Genomic DNA, 23,306 nt, shown 5'->3' with positions numbered 1-23,306 from the left:
AGATTTGTGCTGGGTGCATCAGCGACCTGATTCAAAATAGTTTTTAAAAAGATAAGGCGCCAGCGAGACATCTACTGACCACACCAATGCTACCAAAATCATGGTCGCAATACTGGAGGGGAACCGGCGAATAGACGAAAAAATATAGGCAAAAACACTTTTTGCTGAAGCAACATTTTTCATTGTAATCGTATAACTTCGTATAATGTATGCTATACGAAGTTATTACGATACGTGAAGTTTCCAACTCATTTAAGTTCGCCAAAGTCGTTTTTACGCGATCCCCTTCAATGGCTTAGAAACATTGCGCATCACTGGGCCACAATCACTGCAGCTCCTAATCTTGCCTATGATCTGTGTCGTCATAGGTTTCAGAAGGATAATAACGACTCTTTGGATCTCAGCCATTTGCGTATCGCCATTAATAGCTCTGAGATGGTACGGGCCCAAACCCTTTGCCGTTTTTACGAAACCTTTAAAATCACTGGATTTAAATGGGAAAGTTTTGTTCCCGCCTATGGTCTGGCCGAAGCCACCCTGATGGTTTCTTGTAAGGACGTAAAGCAAGCGCCCTACATCCAATCTTTCTCCCGGGTAAGTCTCCATGAGGGAAAACTCATCCCTTGTGACGATAAATCAGTTAACACGGTTGATCTCGTTTCCAGCGGAAAACTATTGCACAACATTTCGTGCCGTATCGTTGATCGCTATACTTTACGTCCCCGACTGCCTTATGAAATTGGTGAAGTTTGGATCAAAGGAAAATCCCTCGCGCTTGGGTACTACCGCGATACGGTATCAACCGACCTCTCTTTCAATCAGCAGTTTATTGGAGAAGAAGAACAATATTTACGCACAGGGGATTCGGGGTTTGTTGATGATCAAGGGCATTTATTTATCATTGGTCGAATTAAAGACCTGGTAACCGTCGAAGGTAAGGACATTTCCGCTGAAGAAATTGAAGGGTTGATTGAGGATACTTTTGCCCCTGATCCTACCTATAGAACCGCAGCATTACTCCTTGAGCACCAGGAAAAACCAGAGATTGTGATAGTTAAAGAAATCCAAAATGCTAGTGATTTAGAAGCGCTTTCACTTCAAGTGCACACTCATATTAAAGAAAAATTACTTTTAAAAATTGATCGCATTATTTTTGTTTCGCGAGGCAGCTTGCCTCTCACCACTAGCGGCAAGGTCAAACGCCACGCTGCGGCCATTTTATTAAAAAATGATCTACTTGAGACGATTCATACAGTGAATTTGGAGTGAAATGACAGGGATAGCTGAAAGAGCACAGTGCCATAGGCCATGCTAGCCTTTGCGACACTGAACAACACAGTACTCTAGGTCTCTTAGCGCCTATTCCACCCCGACAAATAGGTCAACAATAGTGCTTTGAGGATCCTTGGCGCGCTTATCGTAGACTTCAAAGTCGATCTGATAACGACGTTTTCCCTGGTCGCCGCCTTGAAACAGCTGCCAGATTTTTTGCCAAGCATTAATGATAACAAAGGGCATAGCGCCAGAATCGGTTGTTAGCTTTAAATAGGTACCGGCTGGAATTTCAAGCATACTTATTCCTTCAGGCAACTCATCTACCTCAGTCACTTCTTCACCGATAAAATAAGTGTACTCTCCTAAATACTCGTTAGTGTAGTCCGTATAGGCACAAATACCCACGCCCGGCGATTTACGATTGGGGATTTTATTGGCCGTCTCTTCGTTCAAATATCTGGTTACTAACTTGGTAATTTCTGAGGTAAGAGGATTCGTTTCCTTGGCAAAGCTTGTCCGCGCAGTGATTCCTACCAACAGTTTATGCGGCACTTCTTGACGTTCATATTGCATAGCTTTTCTTTCTAAGGTTAAGGTTAAATTTATCCTACTATAATCTATTCAGTTTCAGGTAAGAATCCTCCCACCTGCTTATTCCACAAAGTCTTGTAAATTGTTGAATTGTCAAGCAAATCACAATGGGAGCCTGATTCAACAATCTTCCCACGATCAAAGACCAAAATGCGATCCATATGCAATAAAGTTGACAGGCGGTGAGCAATAATTATCGTCGTTTTACCCGCCATAAGCTTAGCCATTGAGTTCTGGATTTCGCTTTCAGTTACAGAATCAAGCTGTGAGGTGGCTTCATCCAAAATGAGAATCGGTGCATTTTTTAAAATAGCCCGAGCAATCGCCAAGCGTTGACGTTGCCCCCCAGAAAGCTTCACACCTCGCTCGCCTACAAATGAGTTATATCCTTGGGGCATGGCCATAATGAAGTCATGGGCATGGGCCTTTTTGGCAGCTTCAATCACCTCGTCATCACTTGCTTCTAACTTACCATAACAAATGTTTTCCATGATGGAACGATGGAAAAGCGAGGGATCTTGGGGAATCATACTGATGGACCTATGCAATGACTCTTGGGTGACTTCTGCTATGTTCTGCCCATCAATCAAAATTTGGCCAGAAGTCACCTCATACAGACGCAAAATGAGGTTCGCAAAAGTTGTCTTACCACTCCCAGAATAACCAACCAAGCCCACCTTCTCCCGCCCTTGAATGGTGATGGATTGATTCTTAAAGAGAGCTTCTGCTTCCTTGTATTTAAACTGCACCTGCTTAAAGGTAATTTCGCCGTGCTGAACAGTGAGGGCTTGGGCTCCTGGCTGATCCTTAATCTCTATTTCCGCTTGAATAGCTCTGAGCGCCTGGCTAATTTTGCCAAATAATTTGGTAAAATGGGGAAATTCACGGGTGACCTGCCACATAAATTCAACAATCGAAATATTAATCATTAACACAATCACAAAATCACCAACGGTGATCCAACCTTCTTGCTGCCCTTGGATGAGAAAATAAAAATTCAATACTTGAGTAAAGAAAAACGAATACCCATAGGTAAACCACACCCAAAAGTTGAGCCATTGCATTTTCTTTTCCGCCGTCACTGCTGCGTCAAAACTTTGAGTGAGACTGCGAATTTCACTTCTTTTTCTAGAAAAAAGCCGGATGGAGAGAATATTTGATAATGCATCCACTATTTCCCCAGTGATAATTGAGCCTCGTTCTGACCAATCATCAGACAACTTATTCATGCGTCCTGTTAGCAATAAGGCCCCTATCACAAAGATAGTCGCCCAGCCAAGCATACATAAGGCAAAAACCGTCCCCACATGCCAGAGTGAGAAAACCGCAATCAATATCACCAAGTTTAGACTTAAAAATCGATCGGTGGTAATTTGAATAATGTCTGGCACACTATTCGTTAAGTCATTGACTTTATTTACTAAACTTCCCGTAAAATTGTTCTGATAGAATTGATGACTTTGACCTATCAATTTTTCTACTGCTGTGGTGGCAATATGACGACGCATCTCTGGGATCATCTTAATTGTGACAAAATAATCATAGAGACGAAAAACTGTCGATAAAATAAATGATAGACTGAGATAAAGGCAAACGGTTCCTCCTACCGCCGTCCAAAGATTTGTGCTGGGTGCATCAGCGACCTGATTCAAAATAGTTTTTAAAAGATAAGGCGCCAGCGAGACATCTACTGACCACACCAATGCTACCAAAATCATGGTCGCAATACTGGAGGGGAACCGGCGAATAGACGAAAAAATATAGGCAAAAACACTTTTTGCTGAAGCAACATTTTTCATTGTAACAACTCGATAGTTTTTATTGATGAGAATGCCAGTTTTCGGGTAATTTTACTAGGTTAGAGACAGCCTTTTAATTTTGATAAAGAAGACGGCAAAATTTATAATCATTAGGTGCACAGAGCCTAGCATTTGTCCAAGTGTTTTTCCATCCTTAGCCATTGTCAGGAACTTCTAGGCGGCCGAAGCGAATTCCTGGCCCATAAGACCAGGAGATTGCCACGCAGCAAGGCATCTCTGATGTGACTTGATGAAAAAAATATAATCTGGCTTGCTGCGCCTGAAGGCTCATCGGCTTTGCCCACGATAACAATCATGAAGTAAAAAAGCTAAAAACTCAGCGTATACAGATTATTGCCTTTCGACTTGGACATATACATCGCCATGTCAGCTTTTTTAATTAAATTCTCATAAGATTCACCTGAAGCTGGATATTTAGAAACACCCAAACTCACGTTTATATTTAAATTAAGTGAATTGATATTATAGGGTTGAGAGATAAAGGAAATCATCCTCCGTAAAATTAAATCTAAATTTTGTTTTTCATGGAAATTAAGCAAAATGGTAAACTCATCCCCACCAAACCGGGCGACAACATCATCGCGCCTCAGATTATGGCGTAATCTTTTTGCGACATTTTTTAAAAGAATGTCCCCTACTTCATGACCGTAAGTATCATTAATTTCTTTAAAACCATCAAGATCAAGAAAGATGAGATAAAAAATTGATTCTGAGTTAGTCGATTTGATGAGTTGCTTAAGATGCATCTCAAAAAATTGACGGTTAGCAATGCCGGTCAACCCATCATAAAATGCCATATAGTGGATTTTTGTCTGCTGCTCTGTTGATGGCTGACCTGCTAAAAAACTCTGATGAATCGAGAGAAGTTGCATCAATTCTTGCACTTCCCGCGCTAGCCTTTTTAAAGGTGAGGAGTTGCCTCTCTCATCTTCTAAAACCGCATTAGATAAGCTAGAAAGACGATTTAAGCATTCAGAAAGCGAAGGATAACCTGTTAAGTAACTTTCCTCCTCAGTTGAACTCTGAACAGGAAAATCTATAGGCACAGTATCCCGCTGAAGCGATTGGCGCATGTATCCCCCACATGTCTGATTTATCCAATACAAACTTTTATACAACTGTTTAAAGTTACAACACAAGAGCATATTTTTATTTAGGCTGAGTTATTTTCTTCATAGCTTAGAGATATTATTGGGGACACCGTTTTTGTTTGCGCGTTTTGGGGCGCGTTTTCCTGCTAGAATTCTTCAAAGAGAGTTGGCTATGATCCTCATCCTTTTAGAAAAAAATCGCACCAAATCTGCTTGCCATAATTCCACTTCTTCAAGTAGGTTGGATATTAAGTAAAAACTTTAATAAATCTAAAGTAAAATGACGATCATTCCGCCAAAATATGCGTTTAGTCCTTTAAGCCCTATTTTTAACGCGCTTTACCGTGAATCTGAACAAACTCTCATTCCTAAACTGATTGACAGCATCACCCTAAGCGACCCTCAGAAGCTCACTATTCGCCACCGCGCAACAAAGTTGATTGAAGGCGTACGCCAACAAAAGATGAAAGCGGTGAGTGTTGAGAATTTTTTGCAGACCTATGACCTGAGCAGCAAAGAAGGCATATCCTTGATGTGTCTGGCAGAGGCATTACTGCGCATTCCAGACAAAGTGACTCAAACCGCCCTCATCCGCGATAAAATCAGCGCCGTTAATTGGTTGACTCACCTCGGGAAGGCCGGATCTTTGGCAATGAATGTGGCAACTTTAGGTCTGGCAACAACAGAGTTGTTTTTGACGTGGGGGCTTGAAAAAAACAGCCTCATCAAAGGAATTGCCGATCTTTCCCGCAAGATGACAGAACCCACAATTCGCCAAGCTGTTGCTCATGCAATGAGGATTTTAGGTTGCCAGTTTGTCATGGGTGAAACCATTGAAGAAGCCTTGAAACGTGCCCAAGCTAACGAGGCACGTGGCTATAGGCATTCTTACGATATGTTGGGTGAAGGCGCGAAAACTGCAGCTGATGCAGCACGTTATTTTGAGGCTTACCGGCAAGGGATTGAATCTGTTGCCAACTACCGCAATACGGGGGATATTTTCGCGCAACCTAGCATTTCCGTCAAACTATCAGCCCTGCATCCGCGCTATGAATTGGCCATGAAAGACCGCGCTTTTGATGAACTATTGCCTCAGGTCGTAGAGCTATGTCGGGCCGCAAAAGCTAAAGACATTGCTCTGACCATTGATGCGGAAGAATCAGAACGCCTAGAGCTCTCCTTAGAGCTATTGAAAGTAATTGCTGCAGATCCATCGCTAAAAGATTGGGATGGCCTCGGTCTTGCAGTGCAGGCATATCAAAAGCGCAGTTCAGCGGTAATTGATTGGTTGAATGAAACAGCATCTGCCACCAATCGCCGTTTTTGTGTGCGGTTGGTGAAAGGGGCCTATTGGGATTCTGAAATTAAGAAAACTCAAGAAAGAGGCCTGGAAGATTATCCTGTTTTCACGCGCAAAATTTTCACTGATATTTCTTATTTATCTTGCACCCAAAAGATGCTTAACAACCCTTGCCAAATTTATCCGCAATTTGCCACCCACAACGCCTATACAGTAGCAACAATCCTAGAAATCGCCGCTGGTCGTGAGTTTGAATTCCAACGTCTCCATGGTATGGGCGAACAACTCTACGATCAATTTGTAGATACAAACACCCCTTGTCGTATTTATGCGCCGGTGGGCGAACATCGTGATCTTCTTGCCTATTTGGTACGCCGACTCCTGGAAAATGGGGCAAATTCGTCCTTTGTTAATAAAATTTATACTTCCAGTGTGGCAATTACCTCACTGATTCAGGATCCAATCGGTGAGGCAAAAAACCTCAAAACCATGCAGCACCCCCACATTCCATCACCAAAAGAGATGCTGATGCCCACTAGACTAAATTCTAAAGGGTTTGACTTGAACGACCAAGATCAACTCCAAAACCTCCAAACTCACCTCACTAAGTTTAAAGATCATTTCCCCTTATACGCTGGACCTTTGCTTGGTGAAAATGCGAAAAAAGACAGACAAACGATTGAGATCCGCGATCCTGCAAACCCTACTGACGTTGTTGGTCTATGCGATCAGTGTGATACGGCTGATGTCCAAAAAGCTCTTGATGTGGCGGCTAAAAATGCGGAATCGTGGAGCCAGGTGCCGGTTGAATCCCGCGCTCAAACTCTTGAAAAGTTAGCCGCTAATCTCGAGAGCCACTACGGTGAGTTGATTGGTTTGCTGGTCTATGAATCAGGTAAAACTGTCGCCGATGCAGTGGCAGAGATTCGAGAAGCGGTGGATTTCTGTCGCTATTACGCTAATCAAGCACGCCTCCACATGGCAGCCATCTCTCTTCCCGGACCCACTGGAGAGAAAAACGAGCTCACTCTCCATAGTCGTGGTGTTTTTGTCTGTATCAGTCCATGGAATTTTCCTCTAGCGATTTTCCTTGGCCAAGTCGCCGCTGCCCTTGTCACCGGCAACGCAGTGTTAGCCAAACCAGCGCAGCAAACGCCGTATGTCGCCTATCGCACCTGTCAATTAGCGTTCGAATCAGGTATTCCTGAAGGTGTGCTGCAATTCCTTCCCGCCAAGGGCAGCGATATTGGTAAACATATGTTGACTGACCCGCGCGTAAGCGGCGTTGCCTTCACCGGTTCAACTGAGGTCGCTTGGACCATTAATCAAACCTTAAGCGCCCGTCGCTGCGCCATTGCGCCCTTAATTGCCGAAACAGGGGGAATTAATGCGATGATTGTTGACTCTTCTGCCTTGTCCGAACAAGTGGTCAGCGACATCATCACCTCCTCCTTCCAAAGCGCAGGGCAACGCTGCTCTGCCCTCAGACTCCTCTTTATTCAAGAGGATATTGCGGATAAAACTCTGGAAATGCTGGCGGGGGCCATGCAGCAGCTGAATCTCACCCATCCAGCGAATCTTAATGCAGATGTGGGTGCGGTGATTGATGCCGCTGCCCAAAAAGAGCTTTTATCCCATATTGATACATTGAAAGAGACAGGTCGCCTCATCGCCTCTGTTCCTTTAGATGAGTCTACACATGGTTACTTTGTTGCCCCACAAGCCTGGGAACTTCCTAATGCAGCAGCGCTTACCCGGGAGGTATTTGGTCCAATCTTGCACATTGTTCGCTTTAAAGCCGATGAACTGAACAGCGTTATCAATCAAATCAATGCCAAAGGTTTTGGCCTGACCCTAAGTCTCCATAGCCGTATCGACGCCACCATTCAGAAGGTGAGAAAACATGCCAAAGTGGGGAATTTTTACGTTAATCGGAATATGATCGGCGCTGTGGTTGGCGTACAACCTTTTGGTGGCGAAGGGTTATCTGGCACTGGCCCCAAAGCGGGTGGTCCCCATTACCTTTTGCGCTTTACCGTTGAGCGAACCTTTACCCAAGACACCACTGCTGCTGGCGGCAATGCATCACTGCTTGCGACGTTGAGTTAATCTTTATCATCCCCCATTCCCTCAAAATCAATTTTGGAGAAATGAGGGATGGGCACATTTGGGTTCTGTGAATCTAAGGCAACCGTCTCGAAAAATAAATTATATAGTTAACACTTCTTTTAATGATTTTCTCTATATTAGACATAAGTATAAAAATTCTAGGTAAACGTTAACATTTTATAACGCAATTTTAGATGAAAGGTACTTGTCATGGCGAAAAAGAAAATTGCCTTAATCACTGGAGCAAATCGGGGACTTGGATTTGAAATTGCCAGGCAATTAGGAAATCTCGGCATTACAGTGTTGATGACAGCCCGTAATCAACTTACAGCTGACCTTGCTGCTTCTCACCTCACAAAAGAAGGTATTGAGTCTTATGGGGTAATCCTGGATGTGATCAATCAAGAAGATATTTCAGCGTTGCCAGATTTTATTGAGAAACATTTTGGCCACTTGGATATTTTAGTGAATAATGCTGGCATCTTGCTAGAACGCTCCAGCCCTGCTACCTTTGACATTTTCCAAAAAACCTTTGAAGTGAATACCTTTGCTCCTTATCTGATTGCCACAACATTATTGCCGTTATTGAAACGAAGTTCTGCGGGGCGTATTGTTAACCAATCAAGCATATTAGGGTCAATCACCCGCACTTCTAATCAAGAAGAGATGGATAGCAGCTTTTTGCATCCGGCCTATAATGCGTCCAAAACAGCCCTCAATTCCCTTACTGTTATTTTGGCGCGACAACTGGCACACACGCGAATAAAAGTGAATGCAGTGCACCCTGGGTGGGTCAAAACGGATATGGGATCTACTCTTGCCCCGATGGAAATTGTTGATGGCGCCAAAACAGCTGTGCGATTAGCCACGCTTCCCGATGATGGACCGACAGGTGGGTTTTTTCATATGGATGAACAACTTCCTTGGTAAGTAGTAAAATATAAAATGATACTCACCTCAATAAATCCTTACTCGGGTGACGTTATTGCAACGTATCCCGAACAAACATTTGATGATGCCAAAATAGCTGTAACCCAGATTGCCGCAGCTCAAAAAGAATGGGCAGAAGTTCCTGTGGCAGAGCGGGCAGCTCTTTTTGTAAAAGTCGCTGCTATCTTACGAGCAAAAAAGAATGATTTTGCCACTCTTATGACTTTAGAAATGGGAAAACCAATTCTCCAAGCCAAAACCGAAGTGGAAAAGTGCGCTGCTGCTTGCGACTATTTTGCCCAACATGGGCCCCTTTTTTTAACCCCTGAAAAGGTTAATAGCGAGGCTCATAAAAGCTTTGTCAGCTTTGAACCTTTAGGCGTGATTTTGGCGATTATGCCGTGGAATTTCCCGTTCTGGCAAGCCTTTCGTGCCGCTATCCCTGCCCTCATTGCTGGCAATGGTATGCTCCTCAAACACGCGGCCAACGTCTCAGGCTGTGCCCTTGCTATCGCCCATGTCTTTAATGATGCAGGTTTTCCAAGGCACCTCTTCCAAAGCTTGTTAATAAAAGCAGAGACCGCCGACCAACTCATTGCTCACCCCTTGGTTGCTGCTGTTACTTTGACAGGAAGCACGCGGGCGGGACGCCAAGTCGCGGCAAAAGCAGGACAATTTATTAAGCGATGCGTATTAGAACTAGGTGGCAGTGATCCTTATATCATTTTAGAGGATGCCGATCTCCCTGAAGCTGCTGCCATTTGTGCCGCAAGTCGGCTACAAAATAATGGGCAAAGCTGCATTGCGGCTAAACGTTTTATCGTTGTAGAAAAGCACGTCCGCGAGTTTGAACAATTCCTATTTCAGGAATTTAATAAAGCAGTCATGGGTGATCCCCTTAATCCAGAAACAACTATTGGACCTATGGCAAGAGCAGATCTGCGTGAGACATTGCATCACCAAGTAATGCGGAGCATTGCCAAGGGCGCAGAATTCTTGGCTGGTGGCACAATTCCTGAGAGCAAGGGATTCTTTTATCCACCCACAATCCTAACCAGCGTTAAAAAGGGAATGCCTGCCTTTGATGAGGAACTATTTGGCCCTGTTGCCCCCATTATCTCAGCAACCGATGAGGAACACGCCATTGAGCTTGCCAACGATACAGTCTATGGCTTAGGGGCTGCTGTCTTTACCCAAGATATTGAAAAAGGTGAGAAAATCGCAAAGAATCGCCTGAAAGCCGGAAATTGCTTTGTTAACGCCATGGTCAAATCTGACTGGCGCTTTCCTTTTGGGGGTATCAAAGAAAGTGGCTTTGGCAGAGAATTATCTTCTATTGGCATCAAAGAGTTTGTTAATATAAAGACAGTCGTCATCCATAACTAGTTTTTGTTAAGCTTAACCACCACCACGTCCTATAAAAAAGGAAATCACAAACAAATCTAAGAAAAGCAAAAATAAAATCTTGGCATAATAACCTTTCACACCACTTCCCTTAAACCAGTCTTTGATTTTAAAATTAGTCGCAGAACTTGTTAAGCAGTCCTGCGAAAACTATTTACATCTATTTTTTTAGGCCAGGTAAAAGTGAAGTTATTTGAGTGTCCATCTCCTGGGCATATATAGAGGCTGCCACCGACTTGGTCAAGAATCCTGTTGACAATGGATAACCCCATGCCCAATTCTTTTACTTCAAGATTAGACGTCAAGTGTTGAGAGATTTTTTCTATGGCAGAAGAAGAAAGCCCGGGCCCATTATCAGTGATTGAGAAATAGAGTAAGCTATCAACTTCTTGGACCATAATATTGATCATCCCATGTTTAGGGTTAGGGTTATGGGTAATAGCGTTGGTTATAAGATTATATAAAACTTGCTGAAGATGGATTCTTAATGTGTTAAACACAGGCATATCAGAAGATACAAAGACACGAAACCCTTTAGGCTTAACCAGAAGGTCTAAGATACCCTTAACCATAACTTGAGTGTCCACCTTTTCCTCTATTGAGAATTTATCCGCAATTAGATAAGTTTGAAGGTCCTGAAAATATAAGGTTAGACGCTCTATACGATTGAAAAAAGACTGCCACATTTTTGGAGAGGATTGTTTTATTTCTCCCCCCAACTCCTCGTGAATTAACCGAGATAAAAAAGAAATCCCTCTCAACGGAGCACTTAAATCATGGGATATAGCATGTACAAATAATGACAAGCTCTCATTATGCTGCTCTAACTTCCTGCGTGCCTGAACCAGTTCAGTGCTCTCCCGCCAAATAGCAAATGTGCGAAGGCAATTGTTTTTCTTATCTTCAATACTTGAGAGATTACATAATACATCAAGCTTTGTTTTATCTTTTTTAATTAATTGTATTTCTAAGTTTTTATAAGATTTCCCTTGAAGAATCTCTTCTCTCGCCCTTATTGCCTTTTTAACAGAATTAGGAGTGAAAATATCATAGCATGATTCCATACTTAAGAACTCATCTTTCGTATAGCCAAGTATATTCGTACACTCTTGATTGCAATGAATAAACTTGCCCCCTATCGCCAAAACAGCCATCATATCGGGTGCGTTATCAAAAAGGCATATATCTGGGGCGCTCTCTTCAAATAATTCTTCGCTCATCTTTAAAACTCTAGTAAAAATTAGGTAAGGACATAATTGTTAAATAGTTTAAGATGCATTAGGTATAATCACAAGGTAATATTCATATTTTTTTAACGAATTAATATTCCATTTTTTACTTAACTTTGGGTGTTCTAGTCCCTATTGATGCGAGGATGACGGATTTGCGGTTCTGATACAAAAATTTCGGAAAAATAATTTTATTTCATATTTATAAAATTAAATTGGATCGATTAAGGATTATTGCTCAGGAAAAATTCTTGTAACAGAACTAGATTTGCAATCCACGAACTCTACACAACTATTCCATCGTGCACCCGAATAATGCGATCCATCTTAGAAGCAAGTTCTGGATTGTGGGTGGCGATAAGAGCGGAAAGACCCGTCTCGCGGACAATCTTCAACATCTCGCCAAACACAATGTCTGAGGTTTGATAATCAAGGTTGCCAGTAGGCTCATCCGCCAATAAGATTTTAGGCGTGTTAGCAATAGCTCTGGCAATAGCGACGCGTTGTTGCTCGCCACCGGATAACTTTTTAGGGCGATGCAAGAAACGGTGGCTAAGCCCAAGGATTGCCAACAATTCTTCAGCTCTTGCCTTTGCTTCTGCTTCAGACTTTCCCGCAATTAACTGAGGGATAATCACATTTTCCAGAGCTGAAAATTCTGGTAAGAGGTAGTGAAACTGATAGACAAAACCAATATAATTACGGCGAAGTTCTGTCTTTTCAACGTCCGATAAGAAAGAGGTATCTTTCCCATTCACAAAAACCTTGCCCGAAGTTGGCGGCTCTAACAGCCCAGCAATCTGCAAGAGAGTCGACTTCCCTGCCCCACTTTGCCCCACAAGCGCCACAATTTCACCCGCTTTAATGGTCAGATTTACCTGACGCAATACATTAACATGTTCATCACCTTGACTAAAGGAACGGGTTACAGAATTAAGAACAAGAGTCTCTTGGGTCATTGTCTTAGGGCCTCTACTGGATCAAGTTTGGCAGCGCGCCAGGATGGATATAAGGTCGATAAAAAGGTCAGTAACAAAGCAACAACGACGATCACCATGACTTCAACCATATCCACTTTTGAGGGCAACTGAGTTAAAAAGTAGATTTCAGCATTGAACAGTTCGGTGCCAGTGAGTTTTTGCAAAAACTCACGGATTCGTTCAATATTGAGGGCAAATGCTAAGCCTCCAACGACACCCACCAATGTGCCAACCAAACCGATTGATGCGCCAGTTATCATAAATATTGTCGTGATATTTTTTTGCGTCGCGCCCATGGTCCGCATAATTGCGATGTCGCGCGTTTTGTCTTTCACTAACATAATGAGACTCGACAAAATGTTAAAAGCAGCAATCAAGACCAATAATGTCAGAATAATGAACATCACATTGCGTTCAACCTGAACGGCATTGAAAAGACTATTGTTGGCGTTCTGCCAATCATAGATGTGGAAAGCATCTCCAATGGTGGCTTTCACGCTAAAGTTACGCGCGGCCACAGCATCAGCATTATCGACAAAAACTTCGAGATTTGAGATACTTTCAGGAAACTTGAAAAGAGTTTGTGCGGATTCTAGAGGAATAAATACAACCCCTTTGTCATAATCATTCAGACCCACTTCAAAAATGGCGCCGACGTAAAAAGACTTTTGCATCGGGAGCGTTCCAAAGGCAGATGCATTCCCTTCAGGGCTCACCAAAGTTAGCTTATCCCCTACTTTAAGAGCAAGGGTATCAGCCAAACGGCGGCCGATTGCCCCCCAATAGGTTTTTTCGCCCTCTCTGTCAAAAGCCCCAAAAGACGTTAACGCTCCCTCGCGAATATTATCAGCAACCATTTTGCGTTGTTTCAAGTCGTCTGGTTTGATCCCATGAACGGCAACCCCCCGTGCTTGATTTTTATATAATACCATCGCCTGGCGTTCAATGACGGGATAAACAGCTGTAATACCCGGGATTTTTTTAACTTCATCGGCTATTTTATCATAGTCCGTAAAAGGAACCCCTTTGGTCATCACCGACATATGGCCATTCAAGCCAATAATACGCCCTAAAAGCTCTTCACGAAAACCATTCATCACGGACATCACAATGATGAGAGTTGCGACCCCTAGGGCAATCCCAATCAAAGAAAACCAAGCAATGACTGAAATAAATCCTTCTTGCTTGGAGGATCTTAAATAGCGATGCGCAATAAATCGTTCAAACTTTGAAATCATATAATTTGCCTTAAGCCTTTATCCATCGTCTCGGGGAGATCGCCATGCTCTCTGAGGAGGGCTCGCAATGACGGATTTATAATTTTAATTTTCAACCCAACCTTACCCAATCTCTAACCAATTTAGAACAAGAAAATGGTGGCGAGCCCCAAAAATACCGAGAATCCAAGCACATCGGTCGTGGTGGTGAGCAAAGGACCAGAGCCAATCGCCGGGTCAAAGCCAAGCCTGTCAAGAATAACTGGAAACAATGTGCCGGCCAGACCTGACCATAACATGTTAAACATCAAGGCGCCCCCTAAAATCAACCCCAACGTCATATCGTGATACCAACACGTGGTAATAAAAGAGAGTACTCCTGCTAAAATAAAACTATTTAATAGCGAAATGCCCATCTCCTTAAGCAAAGTAGAAAACACCTGTCCTTTTCTTAAATCACGCTGAGCAAGCGCCCGAACTGTTACTGTTACTACCTGCATTCCAGAATTGCCTCCCATGGAGGCCACAATTGGCATCAATACGGCAAGTGCCACAATTTTTTGAATCTCCGTTTCAAAGTGCGAAATCACTGTTGATGCTAAAAGAGTATTGATAAAAGTAACAATCAACCATCGCAATCGATTTAAAGATAGTTCAACAATTGGCTTACTAAAAGTAGGCTCTGACACGCGACCAAGCTGCATCAGATCTTTTTCTGCTTCATCTTGAATTACATCGATAATTTGAGTGGCGGTGATGATCCCGACCAAGTTTCCTTCCGCCTCAACAACAGGTACAGAGGTTAACGTATATTGTCGAAAATAAAATGCAACTTCTTCTTGTTTCATTGTCACGGGGATAATTTTAATATCTCGGTCCATCACATCGGCTATAATTTTACGGCGAGAGAGTTGCAATAGACGACTCAAAGAAAGGGAGCCAATTGGCTGATTTTTCTCATTTACCACAATTACTTGGCTTAAACCTTCCGCTAAATCCTCTCCTCCTTCAAAGGAATCGATTATCTGACCTAATGTCAAATGACTCGCCACAGCAACCATTTCACGTTGCATTAAACGGCCGGCTGACTCTTCCTCATAATCCAGATAAAATTCAATGGATTTGCGGTCTAATTCTGAAATGTCTGCCAAAACCCGTTGTTGAATATCGCTGTCTAACTCATCATAAAGTGTCACAGCCTCATCGCTTTGCAGCTGGGTAATAACTGAAGCTATTTCTTTGGAGGATAAAAGATGAACAATTTCTTCACGAATATACTCATCTAACTTCATCAAGATTTCGGGATCAAAATGGGGGCGCAGCACCCCAACAAATTGAACTCGTTGGCTGTGGGATAATTGCTCAATAATATCAGCCACATCAGCTGCATGAAGCCCAGAGATAAGCTCCTGCACAAACTTTTCGTCACCTGCTTGTAAGGCACCGCGAACAAGTTTGATATGTTCTGACGAAACACTATAGTTATAGTTTGGACTGGTTACTGACTCTGAATCGTGTTTCATATAACTCTCTTAAAATTACCCAAAAAGATACTAACTCATCGTGATTAGAAAAACGGGAGTTATCGAAACTTAACATCATTTTCAGCTAAAATATCTCAAAATAACCTCGTACTTAATTTTATATTAGAACTCCTTAAAGAGCACGCCAAGATAAAAGTGAGCATAAAGAGGCGAAACCAAAAATTCTAAGCTTACCAGGCGAGCATTATATAAATACAAAAAAGCCCTGTAGCCTAAAACTACAGGACTTTTTCTTAAAGCTAAGGCTGAAGGCTGTGTGCACCTAGTTTGCCCAAATTCATTTTGGCGTGAATGAGGTGCACAGAACCTAGACGCCTACTATTTCTTGGGCTTATCTTCAGCTGCTGCTTTGGCTTTGGAAAGTGCTTCCCCCAAAATATCACCAAGGCTAGCACCACTGTCGGCGGAACCAAATTCAGACATTGCTTGCTTTTCTTCGTCCAATTCTCTTGCTTTGATAGACATAACAACCTTACGGCCACCACGGTCAATGGAAGTAACTTTTGCGTCGACTTTTTCACCAACAGCAAACCGTTCTGGGCGTTGATAATCGCGATCGCGGGACAAATCTGCTTTACGAATAGTCCCAGTCAGGCCACCTTCAAGCTCAACCTCAATACCCTTGTCGCTAACGTGGATAATAGTTCCTGTTAGAATATCACCTTTGTTGATAGTCCCAAGGGAGGATTCAAAAGGATCGTTGGCAAGTTGCTTAATTCCAAGGCTGATGCGTTCTTTTTCTGCGTCAACATCCAGAACTTTAACTTTAATCACATCACCTTTTTTGTGGTTTTCGATTTCTTTTTCATCATTTTTCCAAGAAACATCTGTTAAATGAACCATTCCATCGAGATCTTCATCAACACCAACAAACAAACCGAACTCAGTAATATTCTTGATTTCACCTTCGAGAACGCTACCAATTGGGAACTTCTCAGCAAATTTTTGCCATGGGTTTTCAGAACATTGTTTCAAACCAAGGCTGATACGACGCTTTGTCATATCGACATCAAGAACCATGATTTCAACTTCTTGACCTTGCGTCAATACTTTACTTGGATGAATGTTTTTCTTTGTCCAGCTCATTTCTGTAACGTAGATCAAGCCTTCAACAGCTGGTTCCAATTCCACAAATGCACCGTAATCTGCAATGTTGGTAACTTTACCACGATGACGTGATCCAACTGAATAACGTTCCTCAACACCTTTCCATGGATCAGATTCAAGCTGTTTCATCCCCAAAGAAATACGTTGTGTTTCACGGTTAAAGCGAATGACTTGAACCTGAATAGAATCACCAACTTTAAGAACATCTGCTGGGTGATTAATACGACGCCAGGAAATGTCAGTTACGTGCAAGAGACCGTCCACGCCACCCAAATCAATAAAGGCACCGTAATCTGTGATGTTTTTGACGATACCCGAGAGAACTTGACCTTCAGAAAGATTGGAGACCAATTCAGAACGTGCTTCTGCGCGGGTTTCTTCAAGAACAGAACGGCGGGAAACAACGATGTTGCTGCGTGCCTTGTCCATTTTCAAAATTTTGAATGGTTGGGAAATGTTCATCAAAGGGGTTACATCGCGGACCGGACGAATGTCAACTTGACTGCCAGGCAAGAAAGCCACGGCGCCTTCAAGATCAACGGCAAAACCGCCTTTAACTTTTCCAAAAATAGTACCGTTAACCAAAATACCAGCTTGATAAGATTTATCTAGGATACCCCATGCTGCTTCACGACGAGCTTTTTCAATGCTCAAGACAGCTTCACCATTCTTGTCTTCCATGCGTTCGATGAAAACATCAACCATGTCGCCAACACGAATTTCTGGATCGCGGCCTGGACCTGTAAATTCTTTTATAGAAATACGGCCTTCTGATTTCAAACCAACGTCAACAATCGCTTGATCATTATGAAGTGCAACAATGATCCCTTTAACGACAGAGCCTTCAAAGCTTTTTTTACCGCTGAGAGATTGTTCCAGAAGATCTGCAAAGCTTTCCCTTGAATGGTTTTGGGTATTTAAATTTTCCATAGTAATCCTTAAAAAATCTCTATATAAGCAATCGCTTACATAAAGGGCTAGAGGTTAACAGTTCTGACTAACTACCTAAGAATTGATATTTTTTTTCTTTAAGTAAAGTTGATCTACATAATATGCAGCTCTACTACATACTTCATCAATTGTCAAATGCGTTGTATCTATAATATGCGCATTTTCTGCGGCTGACAAGGGGGCTACTTTACGATTTTGATCCCGTGTGTCCCTTTCAACCATAATTTTGCTGATTTCACCGTGGGAATGGGGTGTTCCGCCACCTTCTTTATTGCGACGCATCGCACGAACTTCAGAACTAGCTGTTAAGAAAATCTTACAGTCCGCCTCAGGACAAATCACTGTCCCAATATCGCGGCCATCCAGAATAACACCTTTAAAGGGGGAAGGATCTCCATGAGCAAAATCACGCTGAAGTTGATTTAAAATCTTCCGGACTTCCGGAGAACTTGCAATTTTAGAAGCCATATTAGCCACAATTTCCGTGCGCAAATCTTCTTGATTAGTCGACTCGATACTAATCTGCCTGGCCAAAGCAACTATTTCTGTCGCGTGAGTCTGGGGATCAAGATTGCTTGCGATAACTTCCTTTGCTAGCGCGCGGTACAACAACCCCGTATCGAGTTTTTTCAAATTATATTTTTCAGCGAGAAACCTAGCAACAGTTCCCTTTCCCGCCCCTGCAGGTCCATCAATTGTGATAATCATACTTTTCTTTTTTTCCATATTTTTATGAAAGGTACAAATTTTTAAGTGAAGGTGCAACCCTCCATTAATGGATTATCAGGATTTCCCCTCTCCTGGGATTATTTTTACAAAAATACTATATTTATATAGATTGTTCTATGCCACTAAGGGAAGCAGAAGGCACTGCTTACGGTGCCTATACTTTTAACTTACTTCGATAGGATTTGGAGCAATCTTTTTATATACCTTTTGTAAGATGAGGGGTAAGTAAAAGGTGAAATAAAGGCTATGTTTTAAAAATTTAGGGGTTTATAACACATCTCTATATTTAGAGAAACACTTCTAAGTACCTGATTGTTTTAGTTTATCTGAACAATGTTCCTCGGTCTGCTTAATCTCTGATCACCTTTATTATCTCCCTCACAAGTTTTCTGAGGAAATTAAATCCCAATTTAATATTTTATTAAAAATTGAATATTAAAGTGGGAAGACATATCATAAATGTAACTTTGGATACTTTTTGGAGAGCCTTATGACAAATCAAGCCGCTAACGCAGCATCTAGCCGCAGCGTTCAACTGAATTATAATGGCAAATCTGTTGAATTGCCTTTGCTGCAGGGATCTTGCGGGCCAGAAGTTATCGATATCCGCAATCTTTACACTGAAACTGGGTTATTTACGTTTGACCCGGGCTTTTCAGCAACTGCAAGCTGTGAATCAAAAATCACCTATATTGATGGTGAAGAAGGCGTTTTGCTTTATCGTGGCTATCCCATTCAAGAATTAGCGGAACATAGCGATTTTATGGAAGTAGCCTACCTCCTGCTTTATGGCGATCTCCCCACAGAACTTCAACGCGGCGATTTTATTCGCAACGTGACAACCCATACCATGGTGCACGAGCAAATTAGTAGTTTCTTCCACGGATTTCGACGTGACGCTCACCCTATGGCGATTATGGTTGGCGTTGTCGGCGCCCTCTCCGCTTTCTATCATGACAGCTTAGATATTAATGATCCTGTTCAACGGGAGATTGCCTCTTATCGTCTGGTTGCTAAAATCCCCACACTCGCCGCCATGGCCTATAAGTACTCCTTGGGACAACCATTTATTTTCCCATTAAACAAACTCAGTTATGCAGAAAACTTCCTTCACATGATGTTTGCAGTTCCATGCGAAGAATATGTTGTGAATCCAGTGCTCTCCAAAGCGATTGACCGAATCTTTATTTTACATGCGGATCACGAGCAAAATGCCTCAACGTCAACAGTTCGGTTAGCTGGGTCAAGTGGAGCCAACCCATTTGCTTGCATCGCCTCGGGTATTGCAGCCCTTTGGGGGCCGGCTCATGGCGGTGCTAATGAAGCAGTACTGAATATGTTAAAAGAAATTGAACATCCTAAAAATATCCAAAAATTCATCGCCAAGGCAAAAGATAAAAACGATCCATTCCGCCTGATGGGCTTTGGTCATAGAGTGTACAAAAATTATGACCCGCGGGCCACCATCATGCGCCAAACCTGTCACGATGTCCTAAAAGAACTCAACATTAAAGATAATCCCCTATTTGATTTGGCCATGGAGCTGGAACACATTGCCTTGAATGATGCATATTTCATTGAAAAGAAGCTCTATCCAAATGTGGATTTCTATTCCGGCATCATATTTAAAGCATTAGGCATCCCTGTTTCGATGTTCACCGTTCTCTTCGCGATTGCTCGAACAGTTGGTTGGGTGGCTCAGTGGAAAGAAATGATTGCTGATCCAACTCAAAAAATTGGTCGCCCCCGTCAGCTTTACACAGGGATTGAAGAACGACACTACCAACATGTCTCAACAAGAAAATAAGAATCTGGGTGGAAATTGAATGGGCAGCCTTAATCAAAAAAAAGGAAGATTAATTCTTCCTCTCCTCTAAAAAAAACTTATCACACAGTGTGGGATATGATGCGCCGTACCGCCAACGATAATACACCACCGATTATCTATTGGTTTTACAAAATCCTTATCTTAAGTCTATTTCTCTTTGGCGTCCTTGAACTTGCGAGTAGCTTTTGGAAATTTTAAGGACACAAGAAAATGATTAATCCAGCCATTTCATTTATCGTCTTTTAAATGATAAGCTGTCTTTAATCAATTATAATCTCCATTTTGGCGGTTATAAGTTCAATTTCGTTGATTATAATCTCCATTTCGTCAATTATAATCTCAAAATTAGATACATGATCATAACGTATAGGTTTTAATAGAATGCGTCTGTCCACTTATTTTCTGCCTACCTTAAAAGAAACACCTGCTGAGGCGCAGATTGCCTCCCATCGCCTGATGTTACGCGCGGGAATGGTTAATCAAGAAACCTCTGGTATTTATACCTGGTTGCCGATGGGGTTGCGCGTTCTTGAAAAAATCCAAAAAATTGTTTGCGAAGAACAAGATCGCATTGGGTGCCACAAAGTCCTCATGCCAACAATTCAACCCGCTGAACTATGGCGTAAAAGTAGTCGCTATGAAGACTATGGGAAGGAAATGCTCCGCATTCAAGATCGCCATGGACGGGAAATGCTTTATGGCCCCACCAATGAGGAAGTTATCACTGATGTGGTGAGCCAGTATGTGAAAAGCTATCGCCAACTTCCCCTCACCCTTTACCAAATTCAGTGGAAGTTCCGTGATGAAGTTCGCCCTCGTTTTGGGGTGATGCGTGGTCGTGAATTTTTGATGAAGGATGGCTATTCCTTTGACCTTGACCTAGAAAGCGCCAAAAGCACTTATCGCAAAATCTTTGAATCTTACTTGCGCACCTTTGCGAGGCTTGGTCTTACGGCGATTCCTGTGCGCGCTGATTCAGGCGCCATTGGCGGGGATATGAGCCATGAATTCCATATCGTCGCCCCAACCGGTGAAAGCGCGATTTATTATGACAAAGCGTTTGAAAGTTTAGATGTCGACAATATTTCGTATGAGGTGGGAAGCTCTCTTTATGCAGCGGCCGATGAAATGCACAAAGCCGAAGAATGCCCGATTCCAACATCGGATTTGAAATCAGCCCGCGGCATCGAAATTGGCCACATTTTCTATTTCGGCACGAAGTATTCTGAACCTCTTGGTGCTAAAGCTGTTGGTCCAGATGGTAAAACGATTGCGTTGGAAATGGGATCTTATGGCATCGGCGTATCACGCCTGGTGGGGGGAATTATTGAGGCCAACCACGATGAAAAGGGTATTATTTGGCCAGAATCAGTAGCGCCTTTCAAAGTTGCTTTGATCAATCTAAAAGCAGCAGATGTGAAGGCTCAGGAACTTTGTGACAATCTTTTTAATACGCTGACGTCAAAGAATATTGAGGTTCTGTATGATGATCGTGATGAACGTGCCGGCACCAAGTTCGCTGACATGGATTTGATTGGGTTACCTTGGCAAGTTATTGTTGGCAATAAAACCCTTGAAACTGGCATGGTTGAAATCAAAAATCGTCGCACCGGTGAAAAGCAAGAAATCGCCATTGAAAAAGTTCTAGAGGTTGTTGGGTAAGCTGGATTTTGTCATAAGGATAACCTACTCCTCAATGTCGTCCTCAGGCTAGCCTGAGGATGATAAAAGGGGGGATGGTCGTATCTTATTTGAAGAGGATAGAAAAGGAATCAGTATTAGATCCCTTTAACGCCTTGGAACGTAAAGACCAACAATGTCGTGGATCATTTCATTGGTGATGATATCTTGATGATGCCTTGATAAATATGAGCGAATCAAGCGCAGATTATGCTCATAAAGTTCACGTCCACCAACTGTTGACACATCAAAGCATAAAAACTTACGTCTAAAATCTTTCGCGCACTCCAGCTTCATGTCGTAATAGCCACATTCATGGCAATGAACCTTCATATGCTTATCTTTTTTGACTTCGTCATGCTCTTTCAATGTAAAATTGCAGATAGGACATTGTTTGGTCATGATTACACCTAAATATAACTCTCTCTAATCCTGAGTATAACGAACCAATTATTAACAAACTCCTAAGATGAATTGCGTTTGAGTTTTTGAGTGTATTCCTTTAGTGTGAAGCGTATCCTAAACGCCTTGAAAACCTCAGACATGTCGGTGCAAATGAGAGGAAGATTGCCATTGGGCTGGGCAGCCCTCGCAGATATCTTTGAGGCTTTAAAAGTAACCCGCGTCGGTACCATACGTTTAACAAATAGTAGGAATAATTTATGAAGCGACTTTTAATTTTATGTGGCGGCAAATCAGCAGAACACGAAATTTCCCTTAAAACAGCTAAGAATATTCTGAAAGCTTTGGACCGAAGCAAATTTATGCCCATTCTTGTGGCAGTGAGTCGCTCGGGTACCTGGTATTATTTCGAAGACGAAACCTTTCTTGAGGAACAAGAGTATATTAACGATGTTTATGATATTGGCCTCATTGCAAGTTTGGTAAAGTTCCCCGCCTATCCCTGCCTTTCAACTCAGCAAGGCGTTACCATTCCGATTGATATCGCTCTGCCTATTTTCCATGGCCCCAATGGGGAAGATGGAACAATTCAAGGGCTTCTTGATTTATGCGACGTTCCCTACGTTGGCTCTGGTGTTATGGCGTCAGCTATTGGAATGGATAAAGACATCTTTAAGCAAATCTTGGGTTTTCATAACATACCTGTAACCCCTTCCATCACCCTCACTCAAATGCACGACCGGCCAACGTACACCCATTTGGTGAATGCGTTGGGGGGACAAACCTTCTTTATTAAGCCCGCCTGTATGGGATCTTCTGTAGGTGTCTCAAAGGTTAAAGATGCCGAAGAATTAGACGCAGCAATCGATCAGGCTTTTCATTATTCCCATAAAGTTCTCATCGAAAAAGGTATTAATGTGCGCGAGATTGAATGCGCCGTTTTAGGGAATCTTGTTCCGCAAGCTTCTGTTCCCGGTGAGATTTGCCCCACCCACGATTTTTATTCCTACGAAGCTAAATATATTGACCCAGAGGGAGCTGGTCTGGTGATTCCCGCTATGCTCGATCCCGAAATAACGAAAAAAATTCAGGAGCTTTCTTTGAAGGTTTTTTAAGACA

At 42.5% G+C, this 23,306-nt stretch carries 18 protein-coding genes; 7 read left to right on the top strand and 11 right to left on the bottom strand.

What is annotated here, in order from left to right; genetic code table 11:
- Window positions 1-18: 18 nt before the first annotated feature.
- Window positions 19-183, bottom strand: coding sequence for a hypothetical protein (locus IG80_RS14875; RefSeq protein ID WP_156961975.1), 165 nt, complete (start codon window positions 181-183; stop codon window positions 19-21).
- Between the two features lie 51 nt (window positions 184-234).
- Between IG80_RS14875 and IG80_RS0100640 the strand changes: the two genes are divergently transcribed.
- Complete coding sequence (locus tag IG80_RS0100640) at window positions 235-1,269, top strand: AMP-binding protein (RefSeq protein WP_032112169.1); 1,035 nt, start codon at window positions 235-237, stop codon at window positions 1,267-1,269.
- A 90-nt stretch (window positions 1,270-1,359) separates the two neighbouring features.
- Here the strand turns inward: IG80_RS0100640 and IG80_RS0100635 are convergent, their stop codons facing one another.
- The 3 genes from IG80_RS0100635 to IG80_RS0100625 all read right to left on the bottom strand — a co-directional run bounded on the left by IG80_RS0100635 (window position 1,360) and on the right by IG80_RS0100625 (window position 4,759).
- Window positions 1,360-1,848 (bottom strand): GyrI-like domain-containing protein, encoded by a 489-nt coding sequence (locus IG80_RS0100635; protein WP_032112168.1) that lies wholly within the window; start codon window positions 1,846-1,848, stop codon window positions 1,360-1,362.
- Between the two features lie 44 nt (window positions 1,849-1,892).
- On the bottom strand, window positions 1,893-3,665 hold the full coding sequence (locus tag IG80_RS0100630) for an ABC transporter ATP-binding protein (RefSeq protein ID WP_032112167.1): 1,773 nt from the start codon (window positions 3,663-3,665) through the stop codon (window positions 1,893-1,895).
- Window positions 3,666-3,994: 329 nt separating this feature from the next.
- A complete protein-coding gene (locus IG80_RS0100625) occupies window positions 3,995-4,759 on the bottom strand; it encodes a GGDEF domain-containing protein (RefSeq protein ID WP_052045808.1) in 765 nt (254 codons plus the stop codon).
- Window positions 4,760-5,057: 298 nt separating this feature from the next.
- Here IG80_RS0100625 and putA point away from each other — a divergent pair, with 298 nt between their 5' ends.
- The 3 genes from putA (at window position 5,058) to IG80_RS0100610 (ending at window position 10,502) form a co-directional block, all read left to right on the top strand.
- Window positions 5,058-8,186, top strand: coding sequence for a bifunctional proline dehydrogenase/L-glutamate gamma-semialdehyde dehydrogenase PutA (gene putA / locus IG80_RS0100620; protein WP_052045806.1), 3,129 nt, complete (start codon window positions 5,058-5,060; stop codon window positions 8,184-8,186).
- A 210-nt stretch (window positions 8,187-8,396) separates the two neighbouring features.
- The gene (locus IG80_RS0100615; RefSeq protein ID WP_032112166.1) at window positions 8,397-9,116 is read left to right on the top strand and encodes an SDR family oxidoreductase; all 720 of its coding nucleotides are present in this window, start codon (window positions 8,397-8,399) and stop codon (window positions 9,114-9,116) included.
- Between the two features lie 15 nt (window positions 9,117-9,131).
- Window positions 9,132-10,502, top strand: a complete 1,371-nt coding sequence (locus IG80_RS0100610) for an NAD-dependent succinate-semialdehyde dehydrogenase (protein ID WP_032112165.1) — start codon at window positions 9,132-9,134, stop codon at window positions 10,500-10,502.
- Between the two features lie 149 nt (window positions 10,503-10,651).
- On the opposite strand, the gene IG80_RS0100605 is transcribed toward IG80_RS0100610, so the two are convergent.
- The 6 genes from IG80_RS0100605 to cmk form a co-directional block, all read right to left on the bottom strand.
- Window positions 10,652-11,740, bottom strand: a complete 1,089-nt coding sequence (locus IG80_RS0100605; RefSeq protein WP_032112164.1) for a PAS domain-containing sensor histidine kinase — start codon at window positions 11,738-11,740, stop codon at window positions 10,652-10,654.
- Window positions 11,741-12,033: 293 nt separating this feature from the next.
- The gene (locus IG80_RS0100600; protein WP_032112163.1) at window positions 12,034-12,708 is read right to left on the bottom strand and encodes an ABC transporter ATP-binding protein; all 675 of its coding nucleotides are present in this window, start codon (window positions 12,706-12,708) and stop codon (window positions 12,034-12,036) included.
- A complete protein-coding gene (locus IG80_RS0100595; protein ID WP_032112162.1) occupies window positions 12,705-13,967 on the bottom strand; it encodes a lipoprotein-releasing ABC transporter permease subunit in 1,263 nt (420 codons plus the stop codon). Before IG80_RS0100595 ends, IG80_RS0100600 begins: the two co-directional genes overlap by 4 nt.
- Before the next feature lie 122 nt (window positions 13,968-14,089).
- Window positions 14,090-15,469, bottom strand: a complete 1,380-nt coding sequence (gene mgtE / locus IG80_RS0100590; protein WP_032112161.1) for a magnesium transporter — start codon at window positions 15,467-15,469, stop codon at window positions 14,090-14,092.
- A gap of 339 nt (window positions 15,470-15,808) precedes the next feature.
- A complete protein-coding gene (rpsA, locus tag IG80_RS0100585; RefSeq protein ID WP_032112160.1) occupies window positions 15,809-17,527 on the bottom strand; it encodes a 30S ribosomal protein S1 in 1,719 nt (572 codons plus the stop codon).
- Window positions 17,528-17,602: 75 nt separating this feature from the next.
- Entirely contained in the window at window positions 17,603-18,256 is a 654-nt protein-coding gene (gene cmk / locus IG80_RS0100580; RefSeq protein ID WP_032113217.1) for a (d)CMP kinase, read from the bottom strand.
- A gap of 511 nt (window positions 18,257-18,767) precedes the next feature.
- Here cmk and gltA point away from each other — a divergent pair.
- Window positions 18,768-20,084: a citrate synthase gene (gltA, locus tag IG80_RS0100575; RefSeq protein ID WP_032112159.1), complete on the top strand. Its 1,317-nt coding sequence runs from the start codon at window positions 18,768-18,770 to the stop codon at window positions 20,082-20,084.
- Between the two features lie 402 nt (window positions 20,085-20,486).
- Window positions 20,487-21,767 (top strand): proline--tRNA ligase, encoded by a 1,281-nt coding sequence (gene proS, locus IG80_RS0100570; RefSeq protein WP_032112158.1) that lies wholly within the window; start codon window positions 20,487-20,489, stop codon window positions 21,765-21,767.
- A gap of 126 nt (window positions 21,768-21,893) precedes the next feature.
- Here the strand turns inward: proS and IG80_RS0100565 are convergent, their stop codons facing one another.
- On the bottom strand, window positions 21,894-22,187 hold the full coding sequence (locus IG80_RS0100565; protein ID WP_032112157.1) for a hypothetical protein: 294 nt from the start codon (window positions 22,185-22,187) through the stop codon (window positions 21,894-21,896).
- Between the two features lie 260 nt (window positions 22,188-22,447).
- Between IG80_RS0100565 and IG80_RS12245 the strand changes: the two genes are divergently transcribed.
- Window positions 22,448-23,302, top strand: a complete 855-nt coding sequence (locus tag IG80_RS12245) for a D-alanine--D-alanine ligase family protein (RefSeq protein ID WP_052045804.1) — start codon at window positions 22,448-22,450, stop codon at window positions 23,300-23,302.
- Window positions 23,303-23,306: the final 4 nt, after the last annotated feature.

This window comes from Candidatus Paracaedibacter symbiosus, assembly GCF_000757605.1.
Lineage (GTDB): Bacteria > Pseudomonadota > Alphaproteobacteria > Paracaedibacterales > Paracaedibacteraceae > Paracaedibacter_A > Paracaedibacter_A symbiosus.
This window is presented reverse-complemented; position numbering and strand designations above follow the sequence as displayed.

Excerpts from the sequence above, each read along its gene's own strand:
- IG80_RS14875 (WP_156961975.1), bottom strand. The coding sequence starts at position 183 with ATGAAAAATGTTGCTTCAGCAAAAAGTGTTTTTGCCTATATTTTTTCG.
- IG80_RS0100635 (WP_032112168.1), bottom strand. The coding sequence starts at position 1,848 with ATGCAATATGAACGTCAAGAAGTGCCGCATAAACTGTTGGTAGGAATC.
- IG80_RS0100630 (WP_032112167.1), bottom strand. The coding sequence starts at position 3,665 with ATGAAAAATGTTGCTTCAGCAAAAAGTGTTTTTGCCTATATTTTTTCG.
- IG80_RS0100625 (WP_052045808.1), bottom strand. The coding sequence starts at position 4,759 with ATGCGCCAATCGCTTCAGCGGGATACTGTGCCTATAGATTTTCCTGTT.
- putA (WP_052045806.1), top strand. The coding sequence starts at position 5,058 with ATGACGATCATTCCGCCAAAATATGCGTTTAGTCCTTTAAGCCCTATT.
- IG80_RS0100615 (WP_032112166.1), top strand. The coding sequence starts at position 8,397 with ATGGCGAAAAAGAAAATTGCCTTAATCACTGGAGCAAATCGGGGACTT.
- IG80_RS0100610 (WP_032112165.1), top strand. The coding sequence starts at position 9,132 with ATGATACTCACCTCAATAAATCCTTACTCGGGTGACGTTATTGCAACG.
- IG80_RS0100605 (WP_032112164.1), bottom strand. The coding sequence starts at position 11,740 with ATGAGCGAAGAATTATTTGAAGAGAGCGCCCCAGATATATGCCTTTTT.
- IG80_RS0100600 (WP_032112163.1), bottom strand. The coding sequence starts at position 12,708 with ATGACCCAAGAGACTCTTGTTCTTAATTCTGTAACCCGTTCCTTTAGT.
- IG80_RS0100595 (WP_032112162.1), bottom strand. The coding sequence starts at position 13,967 with ATGATTTCAAAGTTTGAACGATTTATTGCGCATCGCTATTTAAGATCC.
- mgtE (WP_032112161.1), bottom strand. The coding sequence starts at position 15,469 with ATGAAACACGATTCAGAGTCAGTAACCAGTCCAAACTATAACTATAGT.
- rpsA (WP_032112160.1), bottom strand. The coding sequence starts at position 17,527 with ATGGAAAATTTAAATACCCAAAACCATTCAAGGGAAAGCTTTGCAGAT.
- cmk (WP_032113217.1), bottom strand. The coding sequence starts at position 18,256 with ATGATTATCACAATTGATGGACCTGCAGGGGCGGGAAAGGGAACTGTT.
- gltA (WP_032112159.1), top strand. The coding sequence starts at position 18,768 with ATGACAAATCAAGCCGCTAACGCAGCATCTAGCCGCAGCGTTCAACTG.
- proS (WP_032112158.1), top strand. The coding sequence starts at position 20,487 with ATGCGTCTGTCCACTTATTTTCTGCCTACCTTAAAAGAAACACCTGCT.
- IG80_RS0100565 (WP_032112157.1), bottom strand. The coding sequence starts at position 22,187 with ATGACCAAACAATGTCCTATCTGCAATTTTACATTGAAAGAGCATGAC.
- IG80_RS12245 (WP_052045804.1), top strand. The coding sequence starts at position 22,448 with ATGAAGCGACTTTTAATTTTATGTGGCGGCAAATCAGCAGAACACGAA.